This is a genomic window from Sphingopyxis sp. LARHCG72, from assembly GCF_052871675.1.
In genome coordinates this window covers 920,716-943,399 of sequence record NZ_JBIXJU010000001.1, presented here as the reverse complement: position 1 = coordinate 943,399, position 22,684 = coordinate 920,716, and the positions used below count along the sequence as shown (strand labels likewise).

General features: G+C 62.6%; 17 protein-coding genes and 1 other RNA gene. 12 read left to right on the top strand and 6 right to left on the bottom strand.

The features are described 5' to 3' along the window. The first annotated feature begins 36 nt into the window (after window positions 1-36). From ACIPPQ_RS04590 to ACIPPQ_RS04580, 3 genes are all read left to right on the top strand, one after another. The gene (locus ACIPPQ_RS04590) at window positions 37-3,411 is read left to right on the top strand and encodes a TonB-dependent receptor domain-containing protein (RefSeq protein ID WP_446543001.1); all 3,375 of its coding nucleotides are present in this window, start codon (window positions 37-39) and stop codon (window positions 3,409-3,411) included. A 115-nt stretch (window positions 3,412-3,526) separates the two neighbouring features. After that, entirely contained in the window at window positions 3,527-3,976 is a 450-nt protein-coding gene (locus ACIPPQ_RS04585; RefSeq protein ID WP_446543000.1) for a hypothetical protein, read from the top strand. A gap of 482 nt (window positions 3,977-4,458) precedes the next feature. Then, window positions 4,459-6,978, top strand: a complete 2,520-nt coding sequence (locus tag ACIPPQ_RS04580; RefSeq protein WP_446542999.1) for a hypothetical protein — start codon at window positions 4,459-4,461, stop codon at window positions 6,976-6,978. 118 nt (window positions 6,979-7,096) lie between these two features. Here ACIPPQ_RS04580 and ssrA read toward each other — a convergent pair. Together ssrA and mscL are read right to left on the bottom strand one after the other, a co-directional pair. Further along, window positions 7,097-7,452, bottom strand: a transfer-messenger RNA (tmRNA) gene (gene ssrA / locus ACIPPQ_RS04575). A 25-nt stretch (window positions 7,453-7,477) separates the two neighbouring features. Next, window positions 7,478-7,891 carry a large conductance mechanosensitive channel protein MscL gene (gene mscL, locus ACIPPQ_RS04570; RefSeq protein ID WP_446542998.1) on the bottom strand — a complete coding sequence of 138 codons (414 nt, stop codon included), beginning with the start codon at window positions 7,889-7,891 and terminating at the stop codon, window positions 7,478-7,480. A gap of 143 nt (window positions 7,892-8,034) precedes the next feature. Here mscL and ACIPPQ_RS04565 point away from each other — a divergent pair, with 143 nt between their 5' ends. Genes ACIPPQ_RS04565 through ACIPPQ_RS04545 form a run of 5 tightly spaced genes read left to right on the top strand, consistent with a single transcriptional unit; the run spans window position 8,035 to window position 11,223 of the window. Beyond that, window positions 8,035-8,631 (top strand): LemA family protein, encoded by a 597-nt coding sequence (locus tag ACIPPQ_RS04565; RefSeq protein ID WP_446542997.1) that lies wholly within the window; start codon window positions 8,035-8,037, stop codon window positions 8,629-8,631. 2 nt (window positions 8,632-8,633) lie between these two features. Then, window positions 8,634-9,161, top strand: coding sequence for a TPM domain-containing protein (locus ACIPPQ_RS04560; RefSeq protein WP_446542996.1), 528 nt, complete (start codon window positions 8,634-8,636; stop codon window positions 9,159-9,161). Then, window positions 9,158-9,970, top strand: coding sequence for a TPM domain-containing protein (locus ACIPPQ_RS04555; RefSeq protein ID WP_446542995.1), 813 nt, complete (start codon window positions 9,158-9,160; stop codon window positions 9,968-9,970). Before ACIPPQ_RS04560 ends, ACIPPQ_RS04555 begins: the two co-directional genes overlap by 4 nt. Before the next feature lie 12 nt (window positions 9,971-9,982). Beyond that, window positions 9,983-10,663, top strand: coding sequence for a TPM domain-containing protein (locus ACIPPQ_RS04550; protein WP_446542994.1), 681 nt, complete (start codon window positions 9,983-9,985; stop codon window positions 10,661-10,663). An 11-nt stretch (window positions 10,664-10,674) separates the two neighbouring features. Next, the gene (locus ACIPPQ_RS04545; protein WP_446542993.1) at window positions 10,675-11,223 is read left to right on the top strand and encodes an NUDIX hydrolase; all 549 of its coding nucleotides are present in this window, start codon (window positions 10,675-10,677) and stop codon (window positions 11,221-11,223) included. Between the two features lies 1 nt (window position 11,224). Here the strand turns inward: ACIPPQ_RS04545 and ACIPPQ_RS04540 are convergent, their stop codons facing one another. The 4 genes from ACIPPQ_RS04540 to carA form a co-directional block, all read right to left on the bottom strand. Continuing rightward, window positions 11,225-11,872 (bottom strand): rhomboid family intramembrane serine protease, encoded by a 648-nt coding sequence (locus ACIPPQ_RS04540; RefSeq protein WP_446542992.1) that lies wholly within the window; start codon window positions 11,870-11,872, stop codon window positions 11,225-11,227. A 13-nt stretch (window positions 11,873-11,885) separates the two neighbouring features. Further along, window positions 11,886-12,362 carry a transcription elongation factor GreA gene (gene greA / locus ACIPPQ_RS04535; RefSeq protein WP_446542991.1) on the bottom strand — a complete coding sequence of 159 codons (477 nt, stop codon included), beginning with the start codon at window positions 12,360-12,362 and terminating at the stop codon, window positions 11,886-11,888. A gap of 96 nt (window positions 12,363-12,458) precedes the next feature. After that, entirely contained in the window at window positions 12,459-15,779 is a 3,321-nt protein-coding gene (carB, locus tag ACIPPQ_RS04530) for a carbamoyl-phosphate synthase large subunit (RefSeq protein ID WP_446542990.1), read from the bottom strand. A 248-nt stretch (window positions 15,780-16,027) separates the two neighbouring features. Then, on the bottom strand, window positions 16,028-17,200 hold the full coding sequence (gene carA, locus ACIPPQ_RS04525) for a glutamine-hydrolyzing carbamoyl-phosphate synthase small subunit (protein ID WP_446542989.1): 1,173 nt from the start codon (window positions 17,198-17,200) through the stop codon (window positions 16,028-16,030). 131 nt (window positions 17,201-17,331) lie between these two features. Here carA and ACIPPQ_RS04520 point away from each other — a divergent pair, with 131 nt between their 5' ends. From ACIPPQ_RS04520 to ACIPPQ_RS04505, 4 genes are all read left to right on the top strand, one after another. Beyond that, window positions 17,332-17,784: a GatB/YqeY domain-containing protein gene (locus tag ACIPPQ_RS04520; RefSeq protein WP_446542988.1), complete on the top strand. Its 453-nt coding sequence runs from the start codon at window positions 17,332-17,334 to the stop codon at window positions 17,782-17,784. A gap of 55 nt (window positions 17,785-17,839) precedes the next feature. Next, window positions 17,840-19,723, top strand: a complete 1,884-nt coding sequence (gene dnaG / locus ACIPPQ_RS04515) for a DNA primase (RefSeq protein WP_446542987.1) — start codon at window positions 17,840-17,842, stop codon at window positions 19,721-19,723. Between the two features lie 32 nt (window positions 19,724-19,755). Beyond that, on the top strand, window positions 19,756-21,777 hold the full coding sequence (gene rpoD, locus ACIPPQ_RS04510) for an RNA polymerase sigma factor RpoD (protein ID WP_446542986.1): 2,022 nt from the start codon (window positions 19,756-19,758) through the stop codon (window positions 21,775-21,777). Between the two features lie 374 nt (window positions 21,778-22,151). Then, a complete protein-coding gene (locus ACIPPQ_RS04505) occupies window positions 22,152-22,448 on the top strand; it encodes a PspC domain-containing protein (RefSeq protein ID WP_446542985.1) in 297 nt (98 codons plus the stop codon). Window positions 22,449-22,684 lie beyond the last annotated feature (236 nt).

Genomic DNA, 22,684 nt, shown 5'->3' with positions numbered 1-22,684 from the left:
GCAATAATATCGACCCCTCGCATAGAGGGAGAGGGTATGTCCAAACGTCGTTATTTGTTGTCGAGTCTTGCGCTCGGCGCGCTGGTTGCCATGTCGGCGCCGGCTCAGGCCGAAGCACGCCAGGTCCAGCAGTTCGATATTCCGGCCCAGGATCTGGGCGGCGCGCTGCGCGCGTTCGCGCGTGTGTCGGGGGTGCAGGTGATTTTCGACGGCAAGGCGGTGCGCGGCAAGCGCAGCGAGGCGTTGCGGTCTCGCGCCGGCGCCGAGGAGGCGCTTCGCGAACTGCTCCGCGGGACGGGGCTGACATACCACCGCAACGGCAAGATTTTTGTCGTCAGTCCGGCGCGGAAGGTCGCGCAGCTTCCGGCTGAAACCGTGAGCGCCGCGCCGATCGCAGCGGCGTCCGCAGCGCCGGCCCAGGAGATCAGCGACGGCAGCGAAATCATCGTCACGGCGCAGAGGAAGGAAGAAAAGATCACCGACGTGCCGATCGCGATGACCGCGCTGTCGGGCGATGCACTGGATGATCGAAAGATCGAGGGCGGATCGGAACTGCTCCGCGCAGTTCCCAACGTCAGCTTCTCCAAGACCAATTTCAGCATGTATAATTTCTCGATCCGCGGGGTCGGGACGCAGTCGATTTCGGCCTCGAGCGATCCGGCCGTCGCGGTGAGCTTCAACTCGACCCCCCTCGTCCGCAACCGCCTGTTCGAAGCCGAATTTTTCGATTTGCAGCGCGTCGAAGTGCTGCGCGGCCCTCAGGGCACGCTTTACGGTCGAAACGCGACAGCGGGCGTAGTGAATATGATCCCCGCGATGCCCGAACCTGATTTTGGCGGCGAAATCAAAGGTGAGGTCGGAAACTATTCGACACGACGCCTGAGCGGTATGCTCAACATTCCCTTGGGCGATACGCTGGGGGTTCGTGTCGCCGGCATCATGACCAAGCGCGACGGGTATGATTATAACCGTTTTTTCCAAACCCGCATAAATGGCCGCGATCTGTGGTCGACGCGCGCCACGCTTGCATGGGAACCCAGCGACCGTTTTCGCGCCAATGTGATTTGGCAGCATTTCGAGGAAGACGACAATCGGGCACGATCGAGCAAGCAATTATGTACGACCGATCCGGGGCCCGAAAGGATCGGCAATGTCACCATCGCCGACCCTGCCCTTCGCGCACGCATAGGTCAGGGCTGCCTTCCGGGATCGCTCTATGACGATGCGGCGTTCGGCACACCGAACGGCCCCGCGCTCGTTTATCTTTATCATCCCAGTACGGGCATGAATGTCGGCACGCTCAGGGAGCCGGGGAGGCCCAATCGGGTCCTGAACGTGGTGAAGCTTCTCGATCCACTGGCCGGGGTCACCCAGTCGAAAAATTTGCGAGAGATTTCATCAAACTATGATCCGATTTTTCGCGCGAAGAACGATGTTGTTCAATTGAATCTGGAATTCGATCCGTCGGATGCGCTGCAGTTCATTTCTCAAACAGCTTATTCGCGCGATCGTTTCTATTCTTCACAAGACTATAATCGATTTCTTACCGAGCCGTTGTTCGAGGATTCGTCGCGGCCAAATCTCTACCTTGGCAACAGGTTGATCGATAACGCGCTATACCCCGGGCCGACGCCCGGTGGGGTATTTTGCGATCCGCAGCTCGGGTGTTCGGATCGAATGATCTCGGCCGATCTGAGCCGATCCAGAAACCGGCAATGGTCCCAGGAATTCCGCCTTCAATCCAGTTTTGATGGACCGGTGAACTTTCTCGCGGGTGCCAACTATCTGGACTTCAAATCTCAAGACGACTATTATGTATTCAACAACATGTTCACCCTTATTGCTCAATTGCAATATAATAGAAGGCCACCAATTGGGCCAGGAAGCGTTCCCGGTATTGATCTCCTTCCTTGCGTTCTGGGGAATGAAGACAGGGAATGCCCATATGTCGACCCCAATGGGATCGGAAGCCTCAACAATCTTGGGCACAATTATTTTCTGAGCCAGAATGGTGTTCGCATTAAGTCGTGGGCAAGTTTCGGTGAGGTATATTGGGATATAAGCGACGATCTCAAGCTGACGCTTGGCGCCCGCTATACGAAGGACCGAAAGCGCGCAGACCAGATTCCCAGCCAATTGTTGCTGGGCGGCGGGATCAACAATCCTTCGGGACCCAATTTTGTCGGCGACATCACGGGCGGAAAGGTCAATAGCGGCTATCCGGCCATGGATGACATCGTGCAGTCATGGGGGCGCTTCACGGGACGAGCGGTTCTCGACTGGAAGCCGGATTTGAGCTTCACCGACGACAGCCTAATCTACGCGTCAATTTCGCGCGGATACAAGGGCGGTGGAACAAATCCACCGCGCATCGACTTCAATCCCAACGTGGTGCAATTTCAATTCCTTCCGCAGACGTTCAGGCCGGAATATGTTAACGCCTTCGAAATAGGAATGAAAAATAGCTTCGATGCTGGCCGCTTTACATTGAATGCGACAGGATTCTTTTACGACTATAAGGATTATCAGGTCTCGCAGATCGTAGACCGTATTGCCTATAATGAAAATTTCAACGCGACGAGCTGGGGACTTGAGTTCGAGGCGGCCTGGCGCCCCTCCCGCGCCTTCCGCGTCGATGGCAATCTGGGCTATCTCAGGACCCGGCTGGGCAAGGGGTCGCAGTCGATCGATGTGATGAACCGGACGCAGGGGGACCCTGACTGGGTTGTATTGCGTCCCTGGTTGCAGGTTCCGTCGAACTGCATTGCGCCGGTCGCCGTGGTTGAACAGATCTTGTCGAGGGGTGGAGGAGCAGTCGCGCTTTCGGCGCTATGCCCCGGAGCCGATCGCCTTGGCAGCTATGAGCCGGACAGGCGGGCCAATGGACCCGATTTCTGGAGGCTATATGGCCTCACCTATAATCCGCTGGCGCCTTATGACCCAACAAAGGTCGGGGTAATCGCCCCATATGATCCGGCCAACCCCAATGCCTGGCAGGGCGCGACGAGTGGCGCCCCGAATGGCGGCCGGGGTTTCTACGCCGACCTGACCGGCAACGAGCTCCCCAATGCCCCGCGCCTTACCGCCAATATCGGCGCCCAATATACTTTCTTTCTTGAAGGCGGTGATTGGGAACTGACATTCCGTGGCGACTATTACCGTCAGTCGAAAAGCTATGGCCGGGTCTACAACACGGCGTTCGACAGGCTTCGCGCGTGGGACAATGTCAACGTGGCGATCACCTTGGCTCGCTCCGAGTCCGATCTTGCCTTTCAGCTCTATGTCAAAAATCTATTCAAGAAAACACCGATTACTGGCTTCTTCGTAAATAGCGACGACAATGGGCTTACAACAAATGTTTTCACTCCTGACCCGAGAATCATTGGATTCAGCGGCTCAGTTAGATTTTAATTTTACTCAACAACAAGGAGAGGAAACGAGGAGACTTGATGATATAAAGTGGAATGTAATACTTAATAATTAACTCTCTCAAATAAATATCAATTTAATGGGAAAGGATATTAATATGAGGAAATTTACATCTGCTTTTGCCGCTCTGGCAATGATGAGCTCTGCTCTTGCCGTCGGCGCCGCGCCGGCGCAGGCAGGAACGTACACCGGCACGGTCGATGTTTTCAAAGGCATCGCCTTGAACTGCACGGCTTCGGTTGATCTGTATGATCCGGCGTACCCAGGTAAGGCCGTGGTCAATATCGGACCGCCCGAGCCGAATTGTGCGGCGCTGGATATTACCAGCAATCCGCATGACTATACGCTCGTCGGAGGCGTGCTTACGATTCAGGGCCTGAGAGTGGAAACCATCACCCTCGGTAACTGCTATGGCGATCTGGCCGGGACCGTCACGACGAACCCCGATGGCAGCAAGAATCTGGCCGTCGATGCCGAGATCCCGCCGGAAACGGGCACGTTGCCCTGCTTTGTGTCGGGTACCCTCTACAAGCCGCCGCACCCCTGAGCAGGACATCTCCATGGGTTCTGTGGAGATGCAAATATATGGGCGCATCCAGCGGATGCGCCCACCTGTTACAGGAGAGGTGAATGGCCAGAATTCGTGGAGTCATCACGGGAATCGCCGCTCCGATCATCGCAGGTCCAGCGAACGCCCCAATCCTGGCCCCTCCCGGAGCCTCGACGTTCCGGGATATGATGACGGTGCGCAACGGTGTACCTCCCGGCTTCCCCTCTAGTGTAATGATGGAATTGTCCGTTCCGAACGATGCGCTCGGTACATATGGTGCATCGCCTCGGTACGACGGCCCGGCTACTCCGACATCACCTTCGGAGGTCGAAATCGATATCTAACTATGCGCGATCCCGGCCGGCGAAGGCGAATGTCTTGCGGGTGCGAGAAACGAGCGGATGTGGCATTTCGACTTTGGTCGGAAAGCGATATGAATTTTTGAACAGATGAGCCTGATAACGAGACATGGACGGCTTTTGGCGCTGTTGCCGCTATGCTCGATCTATAGCTCGGAAGCTCGTGCCGAAACGGACAAGGGGGACGTCGCGGCGGAGTCGGCTTCGCGAGAAGCCGCTCCGCCGGGCGTTAGCATTCCCCGCGACGATCCCGACGAGATCGTCGTCACCGCCGACCGCCGCGGCGAGGCCAAGGTCCCGGCCGAAAGCGAATTCGGCGAGGACGAGATCACGGCGCAGGGCGCCGACAGCATCCAGGACCTGCTCACGCGCTTCGCGCCCTTCATCGACGGCAGCGGCGAAGAACCTGTCATCCTGATTAACGGCAAGCCCGCGGGGTTCGACCGCTCGATCCTTTCCTACCCCCCCGAAGCGCTCGACCGGCTCACGGTGCTCAAGCCCGAGGCGGCGGCGCATTATGGCGAGCCGGCGGGAAAGCGCGTGGTCAACCTGGTGCTCAAGAAGAATTTTTCGATGCTCAACGCCGACGCCGGCTTCGATTTCGCGACCCGCGGCGGCCAATATGGCGGCACGCTGTCGGCCCGGCGAACCGCGATCAGCGGCGACACGCGCTGGAACGTGCAGGCGCGAGTCGGGGCCGACAGCGCCTTTCGCAAGACCGCGCGCGATATCCCGCCGCAGGACGGCGTGTTCGACCGCGTCGGCTTCGTCTCCGGCATCGACGGCGGCGAAATAGATCCCGCGCTCAGCGTCGCCGCGGGTCGACCGGTGACGGTGGCCGCCATCCCGGCCGGCGCGCTGGCCGGCGTGCCCGGCCTCGACGATTTCGCCGCGACCGCGGGTACACTCCATCCGGTCGATCCCAACCGCTTCGAAACGCTGCAATCGTCGCGGCGCACCGGCGGGCTGGGGATTGGGGTGACGCGCCCGCTGGGCAATTTTTCCGTCGCGCTGAGCCTCAGCGTGAACCGGAACAGCAGCGAAGGCGAGCGCGGCTTGCCGATGGCGTCCCTCCTCCTTCCCGCCGGCCATCCCCGGTCGCCCTTTGCGAACGATGTCATGCTGACGCGGCCTTTCGCGGGTGAACGCGCGCTACGCACGCACAATGACTCGACATCGCTTGGCGCGTCGATGACCCTCAATGGCAATATCGGCGGCTGGCAGACCAGCGTGGCGGCGAGTTACTCGCGCAATTGGGCGGAGAATTTCCTCGAAAGTGGCATCGACATTGTGCGCGTCCAACGGTTGATCGACGACTTCGACCCCGGCTTCAACCCCTATGGGGTATGGGACGAAGGCCTGTTGATCGCGACGCGCAACCGGGCGAGGAACGACAATCTCAGCGCCCGGCTCAATGTGCGAAAGACCGTCGTCGACCTGCCCGCCGGACCGCTCGTCTGGAACCTGACTGCCAACACGGGCCGCAACAGCACGCAAAGCCGGCAGCGCGACGCATCGGGGAATTGGATCGCGGACGACAGCCGGATGCGCAGCCAGTCGAGCGGCCAGATGTCGGTCAGCGTGCCAATCTCGCGCGTCGGCGCGGCCAGTTTCGGCTGGCTGGGCGACCTGAACGTCGACCTTTCCGCCAGTGCGCAGACGATGACGAACAGCCGGCTGCAAAAGGGGTTCGCAGGCAGCGTCAACTGGTCGCCATGGCCGCTCGTCCAGCTTCGCGGGGCGATCGACTTTGCCGAAAACGCCCCTTCGTTCGACCAGCTCGATGCACCGATCGTCACCACGGTGAACCGCGTCTTCGACTATCTGCGCCAGGAGATAGCCGAGCCGATCTGGACCACCGGCGGCAATCCCGACCTCGAACGCGGCCGCCGCCAAAGCCTGACACTCTCCGCAACGCTTCGGCCACTGGGTGACCAGGTGCTGACGATCAATCTCGGCTATCGCCAGTCGGTCGCGAAGGGCGGCGTGACCGGATTTCCCGAACTGACACCGGCCATCGAGGCGGCCTTTCCCGAACGGGTCACGCGCGATCCGGGCGGGCGGCTGGTCGCGGTCGACGCCCGCGCGATCAACCTCGCGCGCGAAACCGACAGCACGCTGTCGACCGGCATCGCGCTTCGCCTTCCCCGGAGACGTCCGGGCGGCGCGCCGATGACCGCCGACCCGCTACAATATTCGGTTTCGCTCAATCACAACATGCGCCTGAAAAACGAGCTGCTGACGCGCCCTGGCTTGCCCGCGATCGACCAGCTTCGCGCTGGCGGACAATCGCGCCACAGCCTGTCGTTTCAGGCGTCGGTGGGCAAGAGGGGGTTCGGGGCGACGCTGGGGGGTAGCTGGAGCAGCCCGGGTCGACTGCGGGGACAAGACGAAATCTTCATCTTCAAGCCCCCGGTGGCGCTTAGCGCTTCCGCCTTTGTCGAGCTCGGCCGCCTGTTCGAAATCCCGGGTAAAAAGGGTCTGTTGAACGACCTCAAACTGTCGGTGGATATCGACGATATCCTCGACGGCTATCGCCGCGTGACGCGCGAGGACGGGACGGTGCCCGCGGGATATACCCGCGACGAAATCGACCCGCTCGGACGCAAGGTCCGGCTGACGCTCCGCAAGAAATTCTGATGCTCGCCCATGCCGTCGGGCACCGCGCCTGTGGCCCCGCTTGCGCGCAAATAGCCTGGTTCCGGATCTCGGGAAATAAGGTGGGACGATTCTGTTGCCCGGCTCGTCCCCAGCCGCTGGTATCCGATTCTGTTGCCCGGTTCGGTCCGAACCGCGTTCTATTTGAATAACCTTAGGCCGTGAGGCTTATCGGTTACGCAGCCAGAGCGAGTGCTTCGTTATCGTTAGCACTTATAGTTTTGAGCCTTGAACGGGTTACTCAGCCCGAAAGAAAATATCGCCTTTGAACACACGTCGATCCTGGTTCGGCCCCGTCAGAAACCCGCGCGCCCATCGAAGAAACGCGGGTTTGTGGTGGAGCCGCCGGGTACTGCCCCCGGGTCCGCTGTGTCTATTCCACGACACCATTTATCCTCATAGCCGGCCGAAACCGGCATGACCGATATAGGGGCGGCGCCCGCCGATGAAAAGGGCGGGCGTGCATTTCATCGCGGATAGATCACGGCCTTTTTTTCAGCTCGTCACGGATTTCGGTGAGGATATCGATCTCGGTCGGCCCCGCTTCGGCGGGTTTGATGAACTTGCTCGCCTGCCGCACCAGCAGGAACACGACGAACGCGAGCAGGACGAAGTTGATCACCGCGGTGACGAAGCTGCCCAGCGCCATGAGGTTCGCGCCAGTCGCCTTTGCCGCCGCCAGCGTCATGCCCGCGGTCACCTTGTCGCCGCCCGACAGCACCAGATACTGGTTGGTGAAATCGACCCCGCCGCCGGTAACGAAGCCGATGAAGGGCATCAGCACATCGTCGGTGAGCGATTTGACGATCGTTCCGAAAGCCGCACCGATGATGACACCGACGGCGAGCCCCATCACATTGCCCTGGTTCAGGAATGCCTTGAAATCTTTGAACATGTACCAACCCCTTTGGTCACTGCGCCTGCCGTCCCAACGTGCCTTACGCGATTATCGGCGTCAATGATTGCGGCGGACGGGGCGTCTTACTATATTAAGTCAGTTGGCGCGGCACCGGGCCGCGCGGAGGGAGTTCGAAGACCATGACCATGCGTTCCGCCCGTTGGTTGATCGTACCCGTCGCCGCGATGAGCCTGTCCGCCTGCGGCATCAACAGCGTCCCCACCAAGGAAGAGGCCGCGAAGGCCAAATGGGCGAATGTCGAAGCCGCGTACCAGCGGCGCGCCGACCTGATCCCGAACCTTGTCGAAACCGCTAAGGGCGCGTCGAAGATCGAGCAGTCGACGCTCGAAGGCGTCATCCAGGCGCGCGCCTCGGCGACGCAGGTCAAGCTCAGCACCGACGACCTCAACGATCCGACCAAGGTGCAGGCGTTCCAGCAGGCGCAGGGCAATGTGTCGAGCGCGCTCGGCCGCCTGCTCGTCACCGTCGAACAATATCCCGACCTCAAGAGCCAGGCACGCTTCGCCGACCTGATGACCCAGCTCGAAGGCACCGAGAACCGCATCAACGTGACGGTGCAGGACTATAACGCTGCGGTGCAGGACTATAATACTACGATCCGCACCTTCCCCGACATCATCGGCGCGAAGATCGTGCATGGCGCCAAGCCGATGACGCCGTATCGCGCCGTGACTCCCAACGCCAATCAGGCGCCGAAGGTCGACTTCGGGCAATAAGAGTGCGCTGCACCGTCCTTGCCGCGCCGTTTGCGATCCTGTTGATCGCGAGCGGTTGCAAAGGAGCACCCCCGTCGTCGGCGCCGACCCAAGCGATCGCGAGCTGCGCAGGCGCCCCCGACATCGCATTGCAGGGACGCGTCACCGATGCGGCCGATATTCTGCCCGATGCTGCCGAAGGCCGCCTGTCCGACCGGCTTGCACAATATGAGGGGCGGACGGGGCATCAGATGGTCGTCGTGACGGCGTCAAGCCTGAACGGCCTTGATGTAGCGGCGGTCGGCGACTGTCTCGGCAATCGTTGGGGCATCGGTGACAAGGATCGCAACGATGGCGTCCTGATCCTCGTCGCACCCAACGAGCGGCGAGCGCGCATTTCGACCGGGACCGGACTGGAAACCATGCTCACCGACGAGGAAGCAAAGGCTGCGATCGACCTGATGACACCGCATTTCAGATCGAACGATTTCGCCGGCGGCCTGTCAGTCGCCGTCGATGCCATCGCCGCGCAAACCGGAGATTCCCGATGAAGTCGCTTGTGCTAGGATGGGCGCTTGGGTTCGCGCTTGTTGCGTCCCCGGCCGCGGCGCAGTCCTTCCCGAAGCTCGCGGGCAATCCCGTCGTCGACCAGGCCGATATCATCCCCGCGGCCGAAGAAGCCGCGCTCAACACGCAATTGCTCGAACTCCAGCAAAAGACCGGGCACCAGCTTGTCGTCGCGACGGTGAACGACCTCGAAGGCAACGACATTGCCGACTATGGCTACCGCCTCGGCCGCGAGTGGCAGATCGGAGACAAGGAAAGGGACGACGGCGTCGTCTTCCTGATCGCGCCGAACGAGCGGCGGATGAACATCTCGGTTGGCTATGGTCTCGAACCTGTGCTGACCGACGCCCTGTCGGGCCGCATCATACGTGACGTCGTGACGCCGAAGTTCAAGGCGGGCGACATGCCCGGCGGAATCCAGGACGGCGTCAACGCGATCGCCGAGCAGATCCAGCTCACGCCCGAAGAGGCCGCCGCGCGCGCCGCCGCTGCCGACAAGGCCGAACGCGACCGCGCCGACGACGGCGACTGGGGCGGGCTGTTCTTCATCGGCTTCATCGTCTTTTTCTTCTTCATCCTGCCAATGCTCACCAGCCTCGGGCGGCGCGGCAAGACACGGCGCAAGCATAGCCCGTGGGGCGCCCCGATCATTATCTGGGGCGACGACGACTGGGGCGGCGGCAGCGGCGGATCGTCATGGGGCGGTGGCGGATCGAGCTGGGGCGGAGGCGGCGGCGGCTTTTCGGGCGGCGGCGGTTCCTTCGGAGGCGGTGGCGCCTCGGGCGGCTGGTAGGGGGATGCGGCCATGAAAGTCAGTCACGTCAGCGACGCCGACCATGATATCGTTACCGCAGCGATCGCCGCTGCCGAGGCGCATACCAGCGGCGAGATCGTCACCGTCGTCGCGGCGAAGTCGAACGACTATGACGATGTCGCGCTCGTCTGGGCCAGCATCATCGCCTTCCTCGCCATGTCGGTGATCGCGCTGTTCCCCGAATTTTACCGCGGGCTTTACGACCGGCTGACCGGCGGCTGGGGGCACGAGCTGACCGCCAATCAATGGCTTGGAACGGTGATTGCGGTCGGCGTGCTCAAGTGGATCGGCATGTGGCTGATCCTGCTGTGGCGCCCGCTGCGGATGGCGCTCACCCCGCGCGCGATCAAGGCGCAGCGCGTCCGCGCGCGCGCCGTCGACCTTTTCAAGGTCGGAACCGAGGGGAAGACCACGGGCCGCACCGGCGTGTTGCTGTACCTCAGCCTCAAGGAGCATCGCGCCGACATCGTCGCCGACGAAGCGATCGCCGCGAAGGTCACGCCCGAGGTGTGGGGCGATGCGATGGCGGCGCTCATCGAACGCGTCCGCGCCGGACAGCCCGGCGAAGGCATGGCCGAGGCGGTGCGCCAGATGGGCCTCGTACTCGCCGAACATTTCCCGCGCGGCAGCGAAAATCCGAACGAACTCCCCGACCGCCTGATCGAGCTTTAGAAGGACAAACCATGAGCCGTCCCGGCCCCGACACCCCCATCGAGACGCGGTGGGAAGGCCGCTTCATCACGGTCAGGCAGCAGGGCAATTGGGAATATGTCTCGCGATCGCGCGGCATCCACGCCGCGGTGGTCCTGGCGATCGACGAGGCCACCGATGGCCGCCACGTCATCCTTGTCGAACAATATCGCGTGCCGCTGAAGGTCCGGTGCCTCGAACTGCCTGCGGGACTCGTCGGCGACGATACCGCGGGCGAAGCGTCCGAGATCGCGGCGGCGCGCGAACTCGAAGAGGAAACGGGCTATCGCGCCGACCATTGGCGCACGGTCGGCGAATTCTACAGTTCGCCGGGGATGGTGAGCGAGAGCTTTACGCTGCTGGTGGCGACCGGATTGACGAAGGTCGGCGACGGCGGCGGGGTCGATGGCGAGGATATCATCGTCCACCGCGTACCACTGGACCGCATCGCCGATTTCGTCGCAGAAAAACGCACCGAAGGCTGCGGGATCGACGTTCGCGTCGCGATGCTGCTGGCGGGCGGATTGCTCGCCGGGAGCTGACCTACCGCGCGCCGAAGCGCCAGCGAAGCAAGGGACGCGTCAGGAGCAAGCCGCCGAGGAAGCCGCCTATATGCGCCCAGATACCCGGGCTGACGTGGGGGTTGGAGGGCGCCACGTTACTCGCAAAGCCGATCAGCAATTGCAATCCGATCCAGGCGGCCGCGAGCCATAGCGCCCGCACCCAGACGCCGGGGATCGGCCCGATCGCGCGCACCTGCTGCTGATTGAAAATCAGCGCGTAGCACGCGATCAGCGCCGAAACGACACCGCTGGCGCCGATGCCCACCGCGGTCGAGTCAGGATTAGCGATCCACGAAACCGCCGCCGCCGCATAGGCGCCTCCGACCATCAAAGCGATCGTGGCCTTCGGCCCCAGCGGCAATTCGACCTGTCGCCCGATGAAGACTAGGAACATCATGTTAAAAAGCAGGTGCAACGTATCAAGGTGCAGGAAGGCCGACGTCAACGGCGTCAGTATCGCCGGGACCGCCGTACCGCCGAGCGCGAAGGGATCGGCACCGAACCGCGCAGACATCATCCCGGCAGCCTCGGCCACCGGCTCGAAAAGTCCCGTCACCGACAGGAAGACGAACAAGATGACGCACGTCAGCGCGAAGCCGATCGTCACCGGTGCATCGATCGGCTTCATCGCCGTTTACCCATCAGATGAATTCGATTTTCGTCACCAGATAATATTTGTCGCCCGCGGGCACGGTGACTTCGATCTCGTCGTCGACGCGGCGACCGATCAGCGCGCGGCCGAGCGGCGAATTGTAGCTGATCTTGCCGTCCTTGGCATCGGCTTCGGCCTGACCGACGATCTGGTAGCGCACCGGCTTGTCGTCTTCGTCGGCGAGCGTGACCGTCGCGCCGAACACGATGCGGTCGCCCGACAGCGTCGTCGGGTCGATGACCTGTGCGCGCGAAAGCTTGTCTTCAAGGTCGCCGATCGTCGCTTCGACCTGGCCCTGGCGCTCTTTCGCAGCGTGATATTCGGCATTTTCCGAAAGGTCGCCATGCGCGCGCGCTTCCTCGATCGCATCGACGATCAGCGGCCGCTCGGCTTTGAGGGTCGCGAGCTGTGCGTTCAGCTTCTCATAGCCTTCTGCCAGCATCGGCACCTTTTCAACGCTTGCCATTATCCTGTTGTCCTTCGTCAATAATCCAGCGCCGGCGAAACTTCGCCGGGCGGCTGCGCCGCTGTTTCCGTCAATGTCGGGGGGTGGAGCGGTCCTTCAATAATAGTCCTGAAGCGGCTTCACTTCAAGAGAGTGCGCACGAAGCGCGCCGATCGCCTGCGTCGCCGCCTCGCTTGCCGCAGCGGTCGTATAATAGGCGATATCGGCCGCCAGCGCCGACGCGCGGATCGACTGCGAGTCCTGCAACGACTGCCATCCCTCGGTCGTGTTGAAGATCAGCTGGACATCGCCGTCCTTGATCCGGTCGACGATATGCGGGCGGCCTTCGGCGACCTTGTTGACGCGTTCGACCTCGATCCCCTGCCCCCCCAGATAGTCGGCGGTGCCGCCGGTCGCGATCACCTTCCAGCCCCATGCCGTGAGCTGGCGCACCGCGTCGAGGATGCGCGGTTTGTCGCTGTCCTTGACCGACACGAAGACTCGGCCGTCGGTGGGCAGGCGGTCACCTGCGCCGAGCTGGGCCTTGGCAAAGGCGAGGTTGAAGTTGCGGTCGATTCCCATCACCTCGCCCGTGGACTTCATCTCCGGCGACAGCACCGGATCGGTGCCGGGGAAGCGCGCGAAGGGGAAAACCGCTTCCTTGACCGCAACATGCGCGATGTCGCGATTGATCTTCGGCAGGTCGGCGAGCTTCTCGCCCGCCATCACGCGCGCAGCGATCTTGGCGATCGGTGAACCCACCGCCTTCGCCACGAAGGGCACGGTGCGGCTGGCGCGCGGGTTGACCTCGATCAGGTAAACCTCGCCATCCTTGACCGCGAACTGGATGTTCATGAGGCCGCGAACCTCGAGCGCGCGGGCGAGCGCCTCGGTCTGGCGCTCGATTTCGGCGACGATGTCGGCCGACAGGCTGTACGGCGGGATCGAGCAGGCGCTGTCGCCCGAATGGACCCCCGCTTCCTCGATATGCTGGAGCACGCCCGCAACGACGACATCGGTCCCGTCGCACAAGGCGTCCACATCGACCTCGATCGCATCGCGCAGGTAGCGGTCGATCAGCACCGGGCTGTCCCCCGACACCTGCACCGCGGTCTCGATGTAATTTTCGAGCTGCGCCTGGTCGTCGACGATCTCCATCGCGCGGCCGCCAAGCACATAGGAGGGACGCGTGAGCACCGGGTAACCGATGCGCGCCGCGACCGCGACGGCTTCCTCGCGGCTGCGCGCGATACCGTTCTCGGGCTGCTTGAGGCCGAGCTTGTTGACGAGCGCCGCGAAACGCTCGCGGTCTTCGGCAAGGTCGATCGCGTCGGGCGAGGTGCCGAGGATCGGGATGCCGGCTTCCGCCAAGGCTTGCGCGAGCTTCAGCGGGGTCTGGCCGCCGAACTGGACGATCACGCCCACAAGCTCGCCCTTCGACATTTCGACGTGCAGGATTTCGAGCACATCTTCTGCCGTGAGCGGTTCGAAATAGAGACGGTCCGACGTGTCATAATCGGTCGACACCGTCTCCGGGTTGCAGTTGATCATGATCGTTTCATAGCCCGCCTCTTCGAGCGCGAAGCAGGCGTGGCAGCAGCAATAGTCGAACTCGATCCCCTGCCCGATCCGGTTCGGACCGCCGCCAAGGATAACGACTTTCTTGCGGTCGCTCGGGTTCGCCTCATTCTCGGGCTCGCCGAAGGTCGGCGCTTCGTAGGTCGAATAGAGATAGGGTGTCTGCGCCTGAAACTCCGCGGCGCAGGTGTCGATCGTCTTGAACACCGGCCGCACGCCGAGTTTATGGCGCAGCGCGCGCACTTCGGCTTCGGTCACGCCGCCGGTCATCGCCTTCACCGCTTCGTGAATCAGCCCGCTGCCGCGCGCAGTCGCCTGCTTCGATCCGGGGCGGAGGTTCGCCGACTGGAGCGCGAGATAGGCAAGACGCTTGTCCGAAAAGCCCATGGCTTTCAGCTTGCGCAGCCCTTCAGCATCTCGCGGCAGGCCGTTGGCGCAGACTTCTTCCTCGGCTGCGACGATCTCGGCGATGCGTTCGAGGAACCACATGTCGTAACCCGCAACGCGGTTGATCTCGGCGAGCGGCAAGCCTTCGCGGATCGCCTGCGCGGCGTTGAGCAGCCGGTCGGGGGTGCGCTGCGCCAGTTCGTTGCGCAGCTGGTCGTGCGTCGCGCCCTTGAGGCGGTCGACGAAGTTGAAGCCCGAAAGCCCCGTCTCCAACCCGCGCAGCGCCTTTTGGAGGCTTTCATGGATCGTGCGGCCGATCGCCATCACCTCGCCCACCGACTTCATCGCGGTCGACAGCGTCGCCTCGGCGCCCTTGAACTTTTCAAAGGCGAAGCGCGGGATCTTGGTGACTACATAATCGATCGTCGGCTCGAACGACGCCGGGGTCACCCCGGTGATGTCGTTCATGATCTCGTCGAGCGTGTAACCGACCGCGAGCTTCGCCGCGACCTTGGCGATCGGGAATCCCGTCGCCTTCGACGCGAGCGCCGACGAGCGCGACACGCGCGGGTTCATCTCGATGACGATCAGGCGGCCGTCCTTGGGATTCACCGCGAACTGGACGTTCGACCCGCCCGTCTCGACCCCGATCTCGCGCAGCACCGCGATGCTCGCGTTGCGCATGATCTGATATTCCTTGTCGGTCAGCGTCAGCGCGGGGGCGACGGTGATGCTGTCGCCCGTGTGCACGCCCATCGGATCGACATTCTCGATCGAACAGATGATGATGCAATTGTCCTTGCGGTCGCGCACCACCTCCATCTCATATTCTTTCCAGCCGAGGAGCGATTCCTCGATCAGGACCTCGGTGGTCGGCGAGGCGATCAGGCCGCCGCGGACGATATGCTCGAATTCCTCGCGGTTATACGCGATGCCGCCGCCGGTGCCGCCCATGGTAAAGCTGGGGCGGATGATCGACGGCAGGCCGGTGCGTTCGAGCACCGCAAACGCCTCGTCGAGCGTGTGCGCGATACCCGAGCGCGCGCTTTCCAGCCCGATCTTGTCCATCGCGTCGCGGAACTTGATGCGGTCCTCGGCCTTGTCGATCGCCTCGGCATCGGCGCCGATCATCTCGACGCCATATTTCTCTAGCGTCCCGTCGTTGAACAGCGCCAGCGCGGTGTTGAGCGCGGTCTGCCCGCCCATCGTCGGCAGCACCGCGTCGGGGCGCTCCTTCGCGATGATCTTCGCGACGATCTCGGGGGTGATCGGCTCGACATAGGTCGCGTCGGCGAGGTCGGGATCGGTCATGATCGTCGCCGGGTTGGAGTTGACGAGGACGATGCGATAGCCCTCCTCCTTCAGCGCCTTGATCGCCTGTGTCCCCGAATAGTCGAACTCGCACGCCTGACCGATAACGATCGGGCCGGCGCCGATGACGAGGATGGATTGGATGTCGGTTCTTTTGGGCATTTATCGGGTCACCAGTAAATTTTGAGCGTTCAGGTCGTCGTAGATACAATCTTCTTTTTGCTTAGCGCCCGGCACGGACGGCTTCACATATGCGGCCCACGCGCTCCCAGCCTCCGTCGGTTCAAATCCATCGATCCCGCAACGCGCCGCGGCTTCAACGATCTGTTCTCGACTGGCCCAATTGTCTTCATCACCCACAAAACAAGATGAGAGAGGCAATATTAAGAGGGCACTGAGCAAGCGCTTCCTCACTTCAATCCACCAACGAACTTCTCGAACAGATAGAAGCTATCCTGCGGCCCGGGGCTCGCCTCGGGGTGATATTGCACGCTGAATGCGTTCTTCCCCGTGATCGCGATGCCGCAGTTCGATCCGTCGAACAGGCTCTTGTGCGTCTCGACTACGCCTGCGGGCAAGGTCGAGGCGTCGACCGCGAAGCCGTGGTTCATGCTCGTGATCTCGACCACGCCGTCCTCGGCACGCTGCACCGGATGGTTCGCGCCGCGGTGGCCCTGATGCATTTTCACCGTCTTCGCGCCCGCTGCGATGCCCAGCATCTGGTGGCCAAGGCAGATGCCGAAGATCGGCACGTCGCGTTCGAGCAGCCCCTGGATCACCGGCACCGCATAATCGCCCGTCGCCGCGGGGTCGCCGGGACCGTTCGAGAGGAACACGCCCGCGGGATTATGCCCCAGCACCTCGTCGAGGCTCGCGGTCGCGGGCACCACGGTGACGCGCGCGCCGGCTTTGACGAGGTTGCGGAAGATATTGTCCTTCGCACCATAGTCGATCGCGACGACATGCGGCCGCTCGCCGCCCGCTTCGGTCGCATAGCCATGCCCCAGCGTCCACGCGCCGCCGGTCCAGTCGCCGGTGTCGGTACGGCTGACCGCCTTCGCAAGGTCCATTCCCTCGAGCCCCGCCCAGCCGCGCGCCTTGGCGAGCAGCTCGTCGATATCGAACTGGCCGTCGGGACTGTGCGCGATCACCCCGTTCGGCGCGCCCGCATCGCGGATACGGCGCGTGAGCGCGCGTGTGTCGATCCCGGCGAGCCCGATCACGCCCTGTTCGATCATCCATTCGGCCAGCGTCTGCACGCTGCGGAAGTTGCTGGGCTGCGTCGGCAGCTCGCGCGTGATCGCGCCGAGGGCGCCGTGCACGCCACGTTCCATATCTTCCGGGTTCGCGCCGACATTACCGATGTGCGGGAAGGTGAAGGTGACGACCTGCCCCGCATAGCTGGGGTCGGTCAGGATTTCCTGATAGCCCGTCATCGACGTATTGAAACAAATCTCGCCTACCGCAGCGCCGCTCGCGCCGTAACCCACGCCCCACAGGATCGTGCCATCGGCAAGGACAAGGACGCCGGTGGCGCCCGAAGGCTGGGCCGCAGGCGCGGCAGAGGGGTTGGCAGGTGCCATTCAACATGCTCCGGACGGGGGGCTAAACGGCCGACCAAGTAGGCGCCAAAAAAGTGATTCACAAGCTATCGGATTTGGAATCTTGCCGCTAGAGAGGGCCTTTCCGAAATTTGCAGCGCATGGGGACACGTATGATTCGTGACGACATCAAGGCTGCGCAGGTGGCCGCGATGAAAAGCGGCGACAAGGCGCGGCTCGGCACCATCCGGCTGATGCTGGCCAAGATCAAGGACAAGGACATCGAGCTCCGCACCGGCACCGCGCCGGCCGACGACGATGTGCTCGTCACCGACGTGCTGCAGAAAATGGTCAAGCAGCGCCGCGAATCGATCACCATGTACGAACAGGGCGGCCGCCAGGAGCTTGCCGATATCGAGGCGGCCGAGGTCGTCGTGATCGAGGATTTCCTGCCCGCGCAGCTCTCCGACGACGAAGCGGCCGCAGCGATCAAGGCCATCGTGGTCGAGCTTGGGGCCGAGAGCCTGAAGGACATGGGCAAGGTGATGGCCGCGGTGAAAGACCGGCTCGGCTCGCAGCTCGATATGAGCAAGGCGAGCGGGTGGGTTAAGGCGGCGCTCTCCTGAGACACGCCCTCCCCGCCTGCTTGCGGGCGGGTGCTGGCAGAGGCATATCGAAGATATGACCCTCACCCCGCAATGGCTGGACGAATTGCGATCGCGCGTCACGCTGTCGACCCTCATCGGGCGGACGGTGAAGGTCACGCGTGCGGGCCGCGAATACAAGGCCTGCTGCCCCTTCCATAACGAAAAGACGCCCAGCTTCACGATCAACGACGAAAAGGGCTTCTACCACTGCTTCGGTTGCTCGGCGCACGGCGATGCGATCCGCTGGATGACCGACCAGCGCGGGCTGTCGTTCATGGATGCGGTGAAGGAACTCGCCGCCGAGGCCGGGATGGAGGTTCCTGCCGCCGACCCGCGCGCCGCGAAAAAGGCCGAAGAGCAGGCGAGCCTGCGCGATGTCGTGCAGGGCGCGGCCGACTGGTTCACACAGCAGCTTGGCAGCAGCAATGGTGCGCCGGCACGCGAATATCTGGCGAAGCGCGGCATTTCGGAGGCGACCTGCAAGGCCTTCGGCTTCGGCCTCGCCCCCGAGAGCCGGAGTGCACTGAAAGAAGCGCTCAAGAAATTCCCGACCGCGATGCTCGTCGAATCGGGCATGCTGATCGCAGTCGAAGACAAGGAACCCTACGACCGGTTCCGCGGCCGGCTGATGATCCCGATCCGCGATGCGCGCGGGCGGGTGATCGCGTTCGGCGGGCGCATCCTCGGCGACGGCGAGCCCAAATATCTGAACTCACCCGACACGCCGCTCTTCGACAAGGGCCGCGTCCTCTACAATCTCGACAAGGCAAGCCCGGCGTCGCGGCAGACGAACCGGATCATCGTCGTCGAAGGCTATATGGACGTCATCGCGCTCGCCGAAGCGGGGATCGCCGATGCGGTCGCGCCGCTCGGCACCGCGCTGACCGAGGCGCAGCTCGGGCTGATCTGGCGGATGGTTCCCGTGCCGGTGCTCTGCTTCGACGGCGATGCCGCGGGACAGAAAGCCGCGATGCGCGCCGCGATGCGCGCGCTTCCCCTGCTCCGCCCTGGCTTCAGCCTCGCTTTCGCAACGCTACCCGCGGGACAGGATCCCGACGATATCGTGCGGGCGCGAGGGGCGGCGGGCTTCGCCGAAATCGTCGAAGACACGCAGCCGCTGGTTGAACGCCTCTGGGCGCACGAGGTCGCGGCGGGGCCGCTCGCGACCCCCGAAGAGCGCGCCGCATTGAAGACGCGCCTGCTCGCGCACGCCGACGCGATCGAGGATGCCGACGTCCGCCACCATTATCGCGAGGCGTTTCGCGAGCGGCTCGACGCGCTGTTCGCGCGCAAGCAGCCCGAGCGCGCGCAGCGCCAGCCGTGGACGCCGAACCCGCCGCGGGGAGGCGGCAATCGCCGCTTCGGCCCCGACCCGCGGTTGCAACCTCCGGCCGATGAAACGCGTTCCATCGGGCAGGCCGGGATTTCGGCGCCCTATGTCGCGGCGCTGATCGGCGGATTGCTGCGTTTTCCCGAAGCGCTCCGGCGCAACGAGGAGGCGCTGACGCGGCTGCCGGTGAGCGATTCAAGCGACGCCGAACTCCTCGGCGTAATGCTTGACAGCGCGATGCGTCAGGAAGGGCTTGATTGCGAGGGGTTGCTTGCCATATTGGAGCCAATGAAAGTGTATAATAGGGCGACGACATTGCTCAGAGCCGACGGAATGCACTTCTCGTTCAATCGCAGGCTTGAAGGCGAAGAGGTCGATGCAGCACGGGAAACCGCTCTGCGCGACCTTGACGAATATATCGGCGTGCTGGTCACCCAGCCCGAAATCCGCACCCGGCTTGCCGAAGCCACCGCGGATTTTCAGCGCACGATGGATGACGAAGGCCTGGCGCGTCAGCAAAAGCTGCGTGCGATGGACGAGGAACTGACCCGCCGACTGGCCGCGCTGTCCGAGAGCAGCAGCCAGTGAAGACAACTTATTGCCCCTAGGCAGGAACAAATATGGCCACCAAAAGCACCGCCGCCGATACCGATACCGACGCTCCGCTGATCGACCTTAACGAGGCTGACGTCAAAAAGCTGATCGCGCGCGGCAAGAAGCGCGGTTACCTGACCTATGACGAGCTGAATGCGGCGCTGCCGCAGGACGAGATGTCGTCGGAGCAGATCGAGGATATCATGTCGGCGATTTCCGACATGGGCATCAACATCGTCGAAAGCGACGAGGATGTGCAGGAAGAGGCCGACCAGGAAACCGACGACGATGTCGACGTCAGCGCCGGCACGGGTTCGGTGTCGAACCCCGCGATCGAAAAGAAGAAGGAAACGGTCGATCGCACCGACGATCCCGTTCGCATGTACCTGCGCGAAATGGGCGCGGTCGAGCTGCTCAGCCGCGAGGGCGAAATCGCGATCGCGAAGCGCATCGAGGCGGGCCGCGACACGATGATCCTCGGGCTGTGCGAAAGCCCGCTGACCTTCAACGCGATCATCGACTGGTCGACCGCACTCAACAATGGCGACATGCAGCTGCGCGAGATCGTCGACCTCGAAGCGATGCTGTCGAAGGACCCGGCGCCCGAAAACCTCGACGAGGAAGGCGCCGAGGACGACGGCGAGATCAGCGAAAAAACCGCTGGCGTCTCTTTCAAGGACGAAGACGAGGTCGAGGAAGAACCTTCGGCTGACGGCGACGACGAGGACGGCGAAGGATCGTCGGGCAAGCGCGAGAATTTCGAGGAAGACGAGGAAGACAACACCCTCAGCCTCGCGGCGATGGAAGAGCTGCTGAAGCCCGACGCGCTCGAGAAGTTCGCGAACATCACCAAGAGCTTCAAGGCTTTCTCGAAGCTGCAGGAAGCGCGCCTCGAATCGCTCTCGGGCGGCGAGGAATTCCCCGCGGCCTCGGAAAAGAAGTATCACAAGCTGCGCGAGGAACTCACCGCGCAGGTCGAAAGCGTGCAGTTTCACGGCACCAAGATCGAATATCTTGTCGACCAGCTCTACAGCTATAACCGCCGCCTGACGGCGCTCGGTGGCCAGATGCTGCGCCTTGCCGAGCGCCACAAGGTGCCGCGCAAGTCGTTCCTCGACAATTATGTCGGGCGCGAGCTCGAAGAGAATTGGCTCGACGAAGTTTCGGGGCTCGACAAGAAATGGGCCGCCTTCGCCGAGAATGAAGCCGGCGCGGTCGACCGCATCCGCATCGAGATCAGCGAAATCGCGCAGGCGGCGGGCATGAGCCTCGTCGAATTCCGCCGCGTCGTGAACATGGTCCAGAAGGGTGAGCGCGAAGCGCGCATCGCCAAGAAGGAAATGGTCGAGGCGAACCTGCGCCTCGTGATCTCGATCGCCAAGAAATACACCAACCGCGGCCTGCAGTTCCTCGACCTGATCCAGGAAGGCAATATCGGCCTGATGAAGGCGGTCGACAAATTCGAATATCGCCGCGGCTACAAGTTCTCGACCTATGCGACCTGGTGGATCCGGCAGGCGATCACCCGTTCGATCGCTGACCAGGCGCGCACGATCCGCATCCCGGTCCATATGATCGAGACGATCAACAAGCTCGTGCGCTGCAGCCGTCAGTTCCTTCACGAAAGCGGCCGCGAGCCGACACCCGAGGAAATGGCCGAGCGTCTGTCGATGCCGCTCGAAAAGGTTCGCAAGGTGATGAAGATCGCCAAGGAGCCGATCAGCCTTGAAACGCCGATCGGCGACGAGGAAGACAGCCACCTCGGCGATTTCATCGAAGACAAGAATGCCGTCATCCCGGTCGATGCCGCGGTGCAGTCGAACCTCAAGGAAACGGTCACGCGGGTCCTTGCATCGCTTACCCCGCGCGAGGAGCGCGTGCTGCGCATGCGCTTTGGCATCGGCATGAACACCGACCATACCCTCGAAGAGGTGGGCCAGCAGTTCAGCGTGACGCGCGAACGTATTCGCCAGATCGAGGCGAAGGCGCTCCGCAAGCTGAAACACCCGAGCCGCAGCCGCAAGATGCGCAGCTTCCTCGACCAGTAAGTCCTTCGGGTCTTTCGGACATCAGACACCCCGCCCTTACCGGCGGGGTGTTTTGTTTTGCGCTTTGGATCAAAGTGTTGCCCCAATGCTGCACCGCACAATTTTTTTCCCGGACTTCTTTAAATCTTCACATCCCTGTCCCAGATAGCCCTCGCCATCGCGGCGGAAGACTTCATGACCGGTTCAGACGCCACCCGCCAGATGGCAAATATTCCCACTCGATGGGAACGAATTCAGGATCACGGGCAGACTGCAAAGCGCGGTCAAAAAGAAAAAGCCCGGAAATTGAAGGATTGCGAAAAATGGCACGGCCTTTGCGATGCATTCGGCATCGGCGCGGGGCAGTGCTCGCAGCCCAAGGGAAAGACAAAAAAATGGACAATGAAACCACCAACCTCTTCCGCCGCCGCGACACCTTTTTCGGTATCTGCGAGGCCGTGGGCCAGGATTTCGGCTTCAACCCGCTCTATCTCCGCCTGGCATTCATCGCCCCGCTCTTCTTCTTCCCGGTCCAGACCTTCGCCGGCTATTTCGGCCTCGGGATCGTGGTGCTCGCGTCGCGCCTGATCTTCCCGGCAAAGAGCGCCGCAGCCGCCCAGCCCGTACTCAGCGTGACCGAAGGTTCCGCGCCGCAGGCCGACAAGGTCGAGGACCTCGCACTCGCAGCATAAGCGAAACCAGCAGGACACCCTCTCCCCAAAGTCCTGCACCCCCTTTTGGCGCCCCGGCGCCAAGGAAGGGGCCGGCAAGCTCTCCCCGGTGCTTGCCGGCCCCTTATCTTTCCCGTCCCCGTCCTTTCCGCTCCATTGTCCCTTACTGGAACAGCTTGCCGGGCAAATCAGCCGCCGCTTATAAACGCGACGTTTACGACGTTGTCCTATGACTGATCGCTGCAATTCCATCGGCT

What these genes read in the sequence shown, in the direction of transcription:
- ACIPPQ_RS04590 (WP_446543001.1), top strand. Translation starts at nt 37, where the DNA reads ATGTCCAAACGTCGTTATTTGTTGTCGAGTCTTGCGCTCGGCGCGCTG.
- ACIPPQ_RS04585 (WP_446543000.1), top strand. Translation starts at nt 3,527, where the DNA reads ATGAGGAAATTTACATCTGCTTTTGCCGCTCTGGCAATGATGAGCTCT.
- mscL (WP_446542998.1), bottom strand. Translation starts at nt 7,891, where the DNA reads ATGTTCAAAGATTTCAAGGCATTCCTGAACCAGGGCAATGTGATGGGG.
- ACIPPQ_RS04565 (WP_446542997.1), top strand. Translation starts at nt 8,035, where the DNA reads ATGACCATGCGTTCCGCCCGTTGGTTGATCGTACCCGTCGCCGCGATG.
- ACIPPQ_RS04555 (WP_446542995.1), top strand. Translation starts at nt 9,158, where the DNA reads ATGAAGTCGCTTGTGCTAGGATGGGCGCTTGGGTTCGCGCTTGTTGCG.
- ACIPPQ_RS04550 (WP_446542994.1), top strand. Translation starts at nt 9,983, where the DNA reads ATGAAAGTCAGTCACGTCAGCGACGCCGACCATGATATCGTTACCGCA.
- ACIPPQ_RS04545 (WP_446542993.1), top strand. Translation starts at nt 10,675, where the DNA reads ATGAGCCGTCCCGGCCCCGACACCCCCATCGAGACGCGGTGGGAAGGC.
- ACIPPQ_RS04540 (WP_446542992.1), bottom strand. Translation starts at nt 11,872, where the DNA reads ATGAAGCCGATCGATGCACCGGTGACGATCGGCTTCGCGCTGACGTGC.
- greA (WP_446542991.1), bottom strand. Translation starts at nt 12,362, where the DNA reads ATGGCAAGCGTTGAAAAGGTGCCGATGCTGGCAGAAGGCTATGAGAAG.
- carB (WP_446542990.1), bottom strand. Translation starts at nt 15,779, where the DNA reads ATGCCCAAAAGAACCGACATCCAATCCATCCTCGTCATCGGCGCCGGC.
- carA (WP_446542989.1), bottom strand. Translation starts at nt 17,200, where the DNA reads ATGGCACCTGCCAACCCCTCTGCCGCGCCTGCGGCCCAGCCTTCGGGC.
- ACIPPQ_RS04520 (WP_446542988.1), top strand. Translation starts at nt 17,332, where the DNA reads ATGATTCGTGACGACATCAAGGCTGCGCAGGTGGCCGCGATGAAAAGC.
- dnaG (WP_446542987.1), top strand. Translation starts at nt 17,840, where the DNA reads ATGACCCTCACCCCGCAATGGCTGGACGAATTGCGATCGCGCGTCACG.
- rpoD (WP_446542986.1), top strand. Translation starts at nt 19,756, where the DNA reads ATGGCCACCAAAAGCACCGCCGCCGATACCGATACCGACGCTCCGCTG.
- ACIPPQ_RS04505 (WP_446542985.1), top strand. Translation starts at nt 22,152, where the DNA reads ATGGACAATGAAACCACCAACCTCTTCCGCCGCCGCGACACCTTTTTC.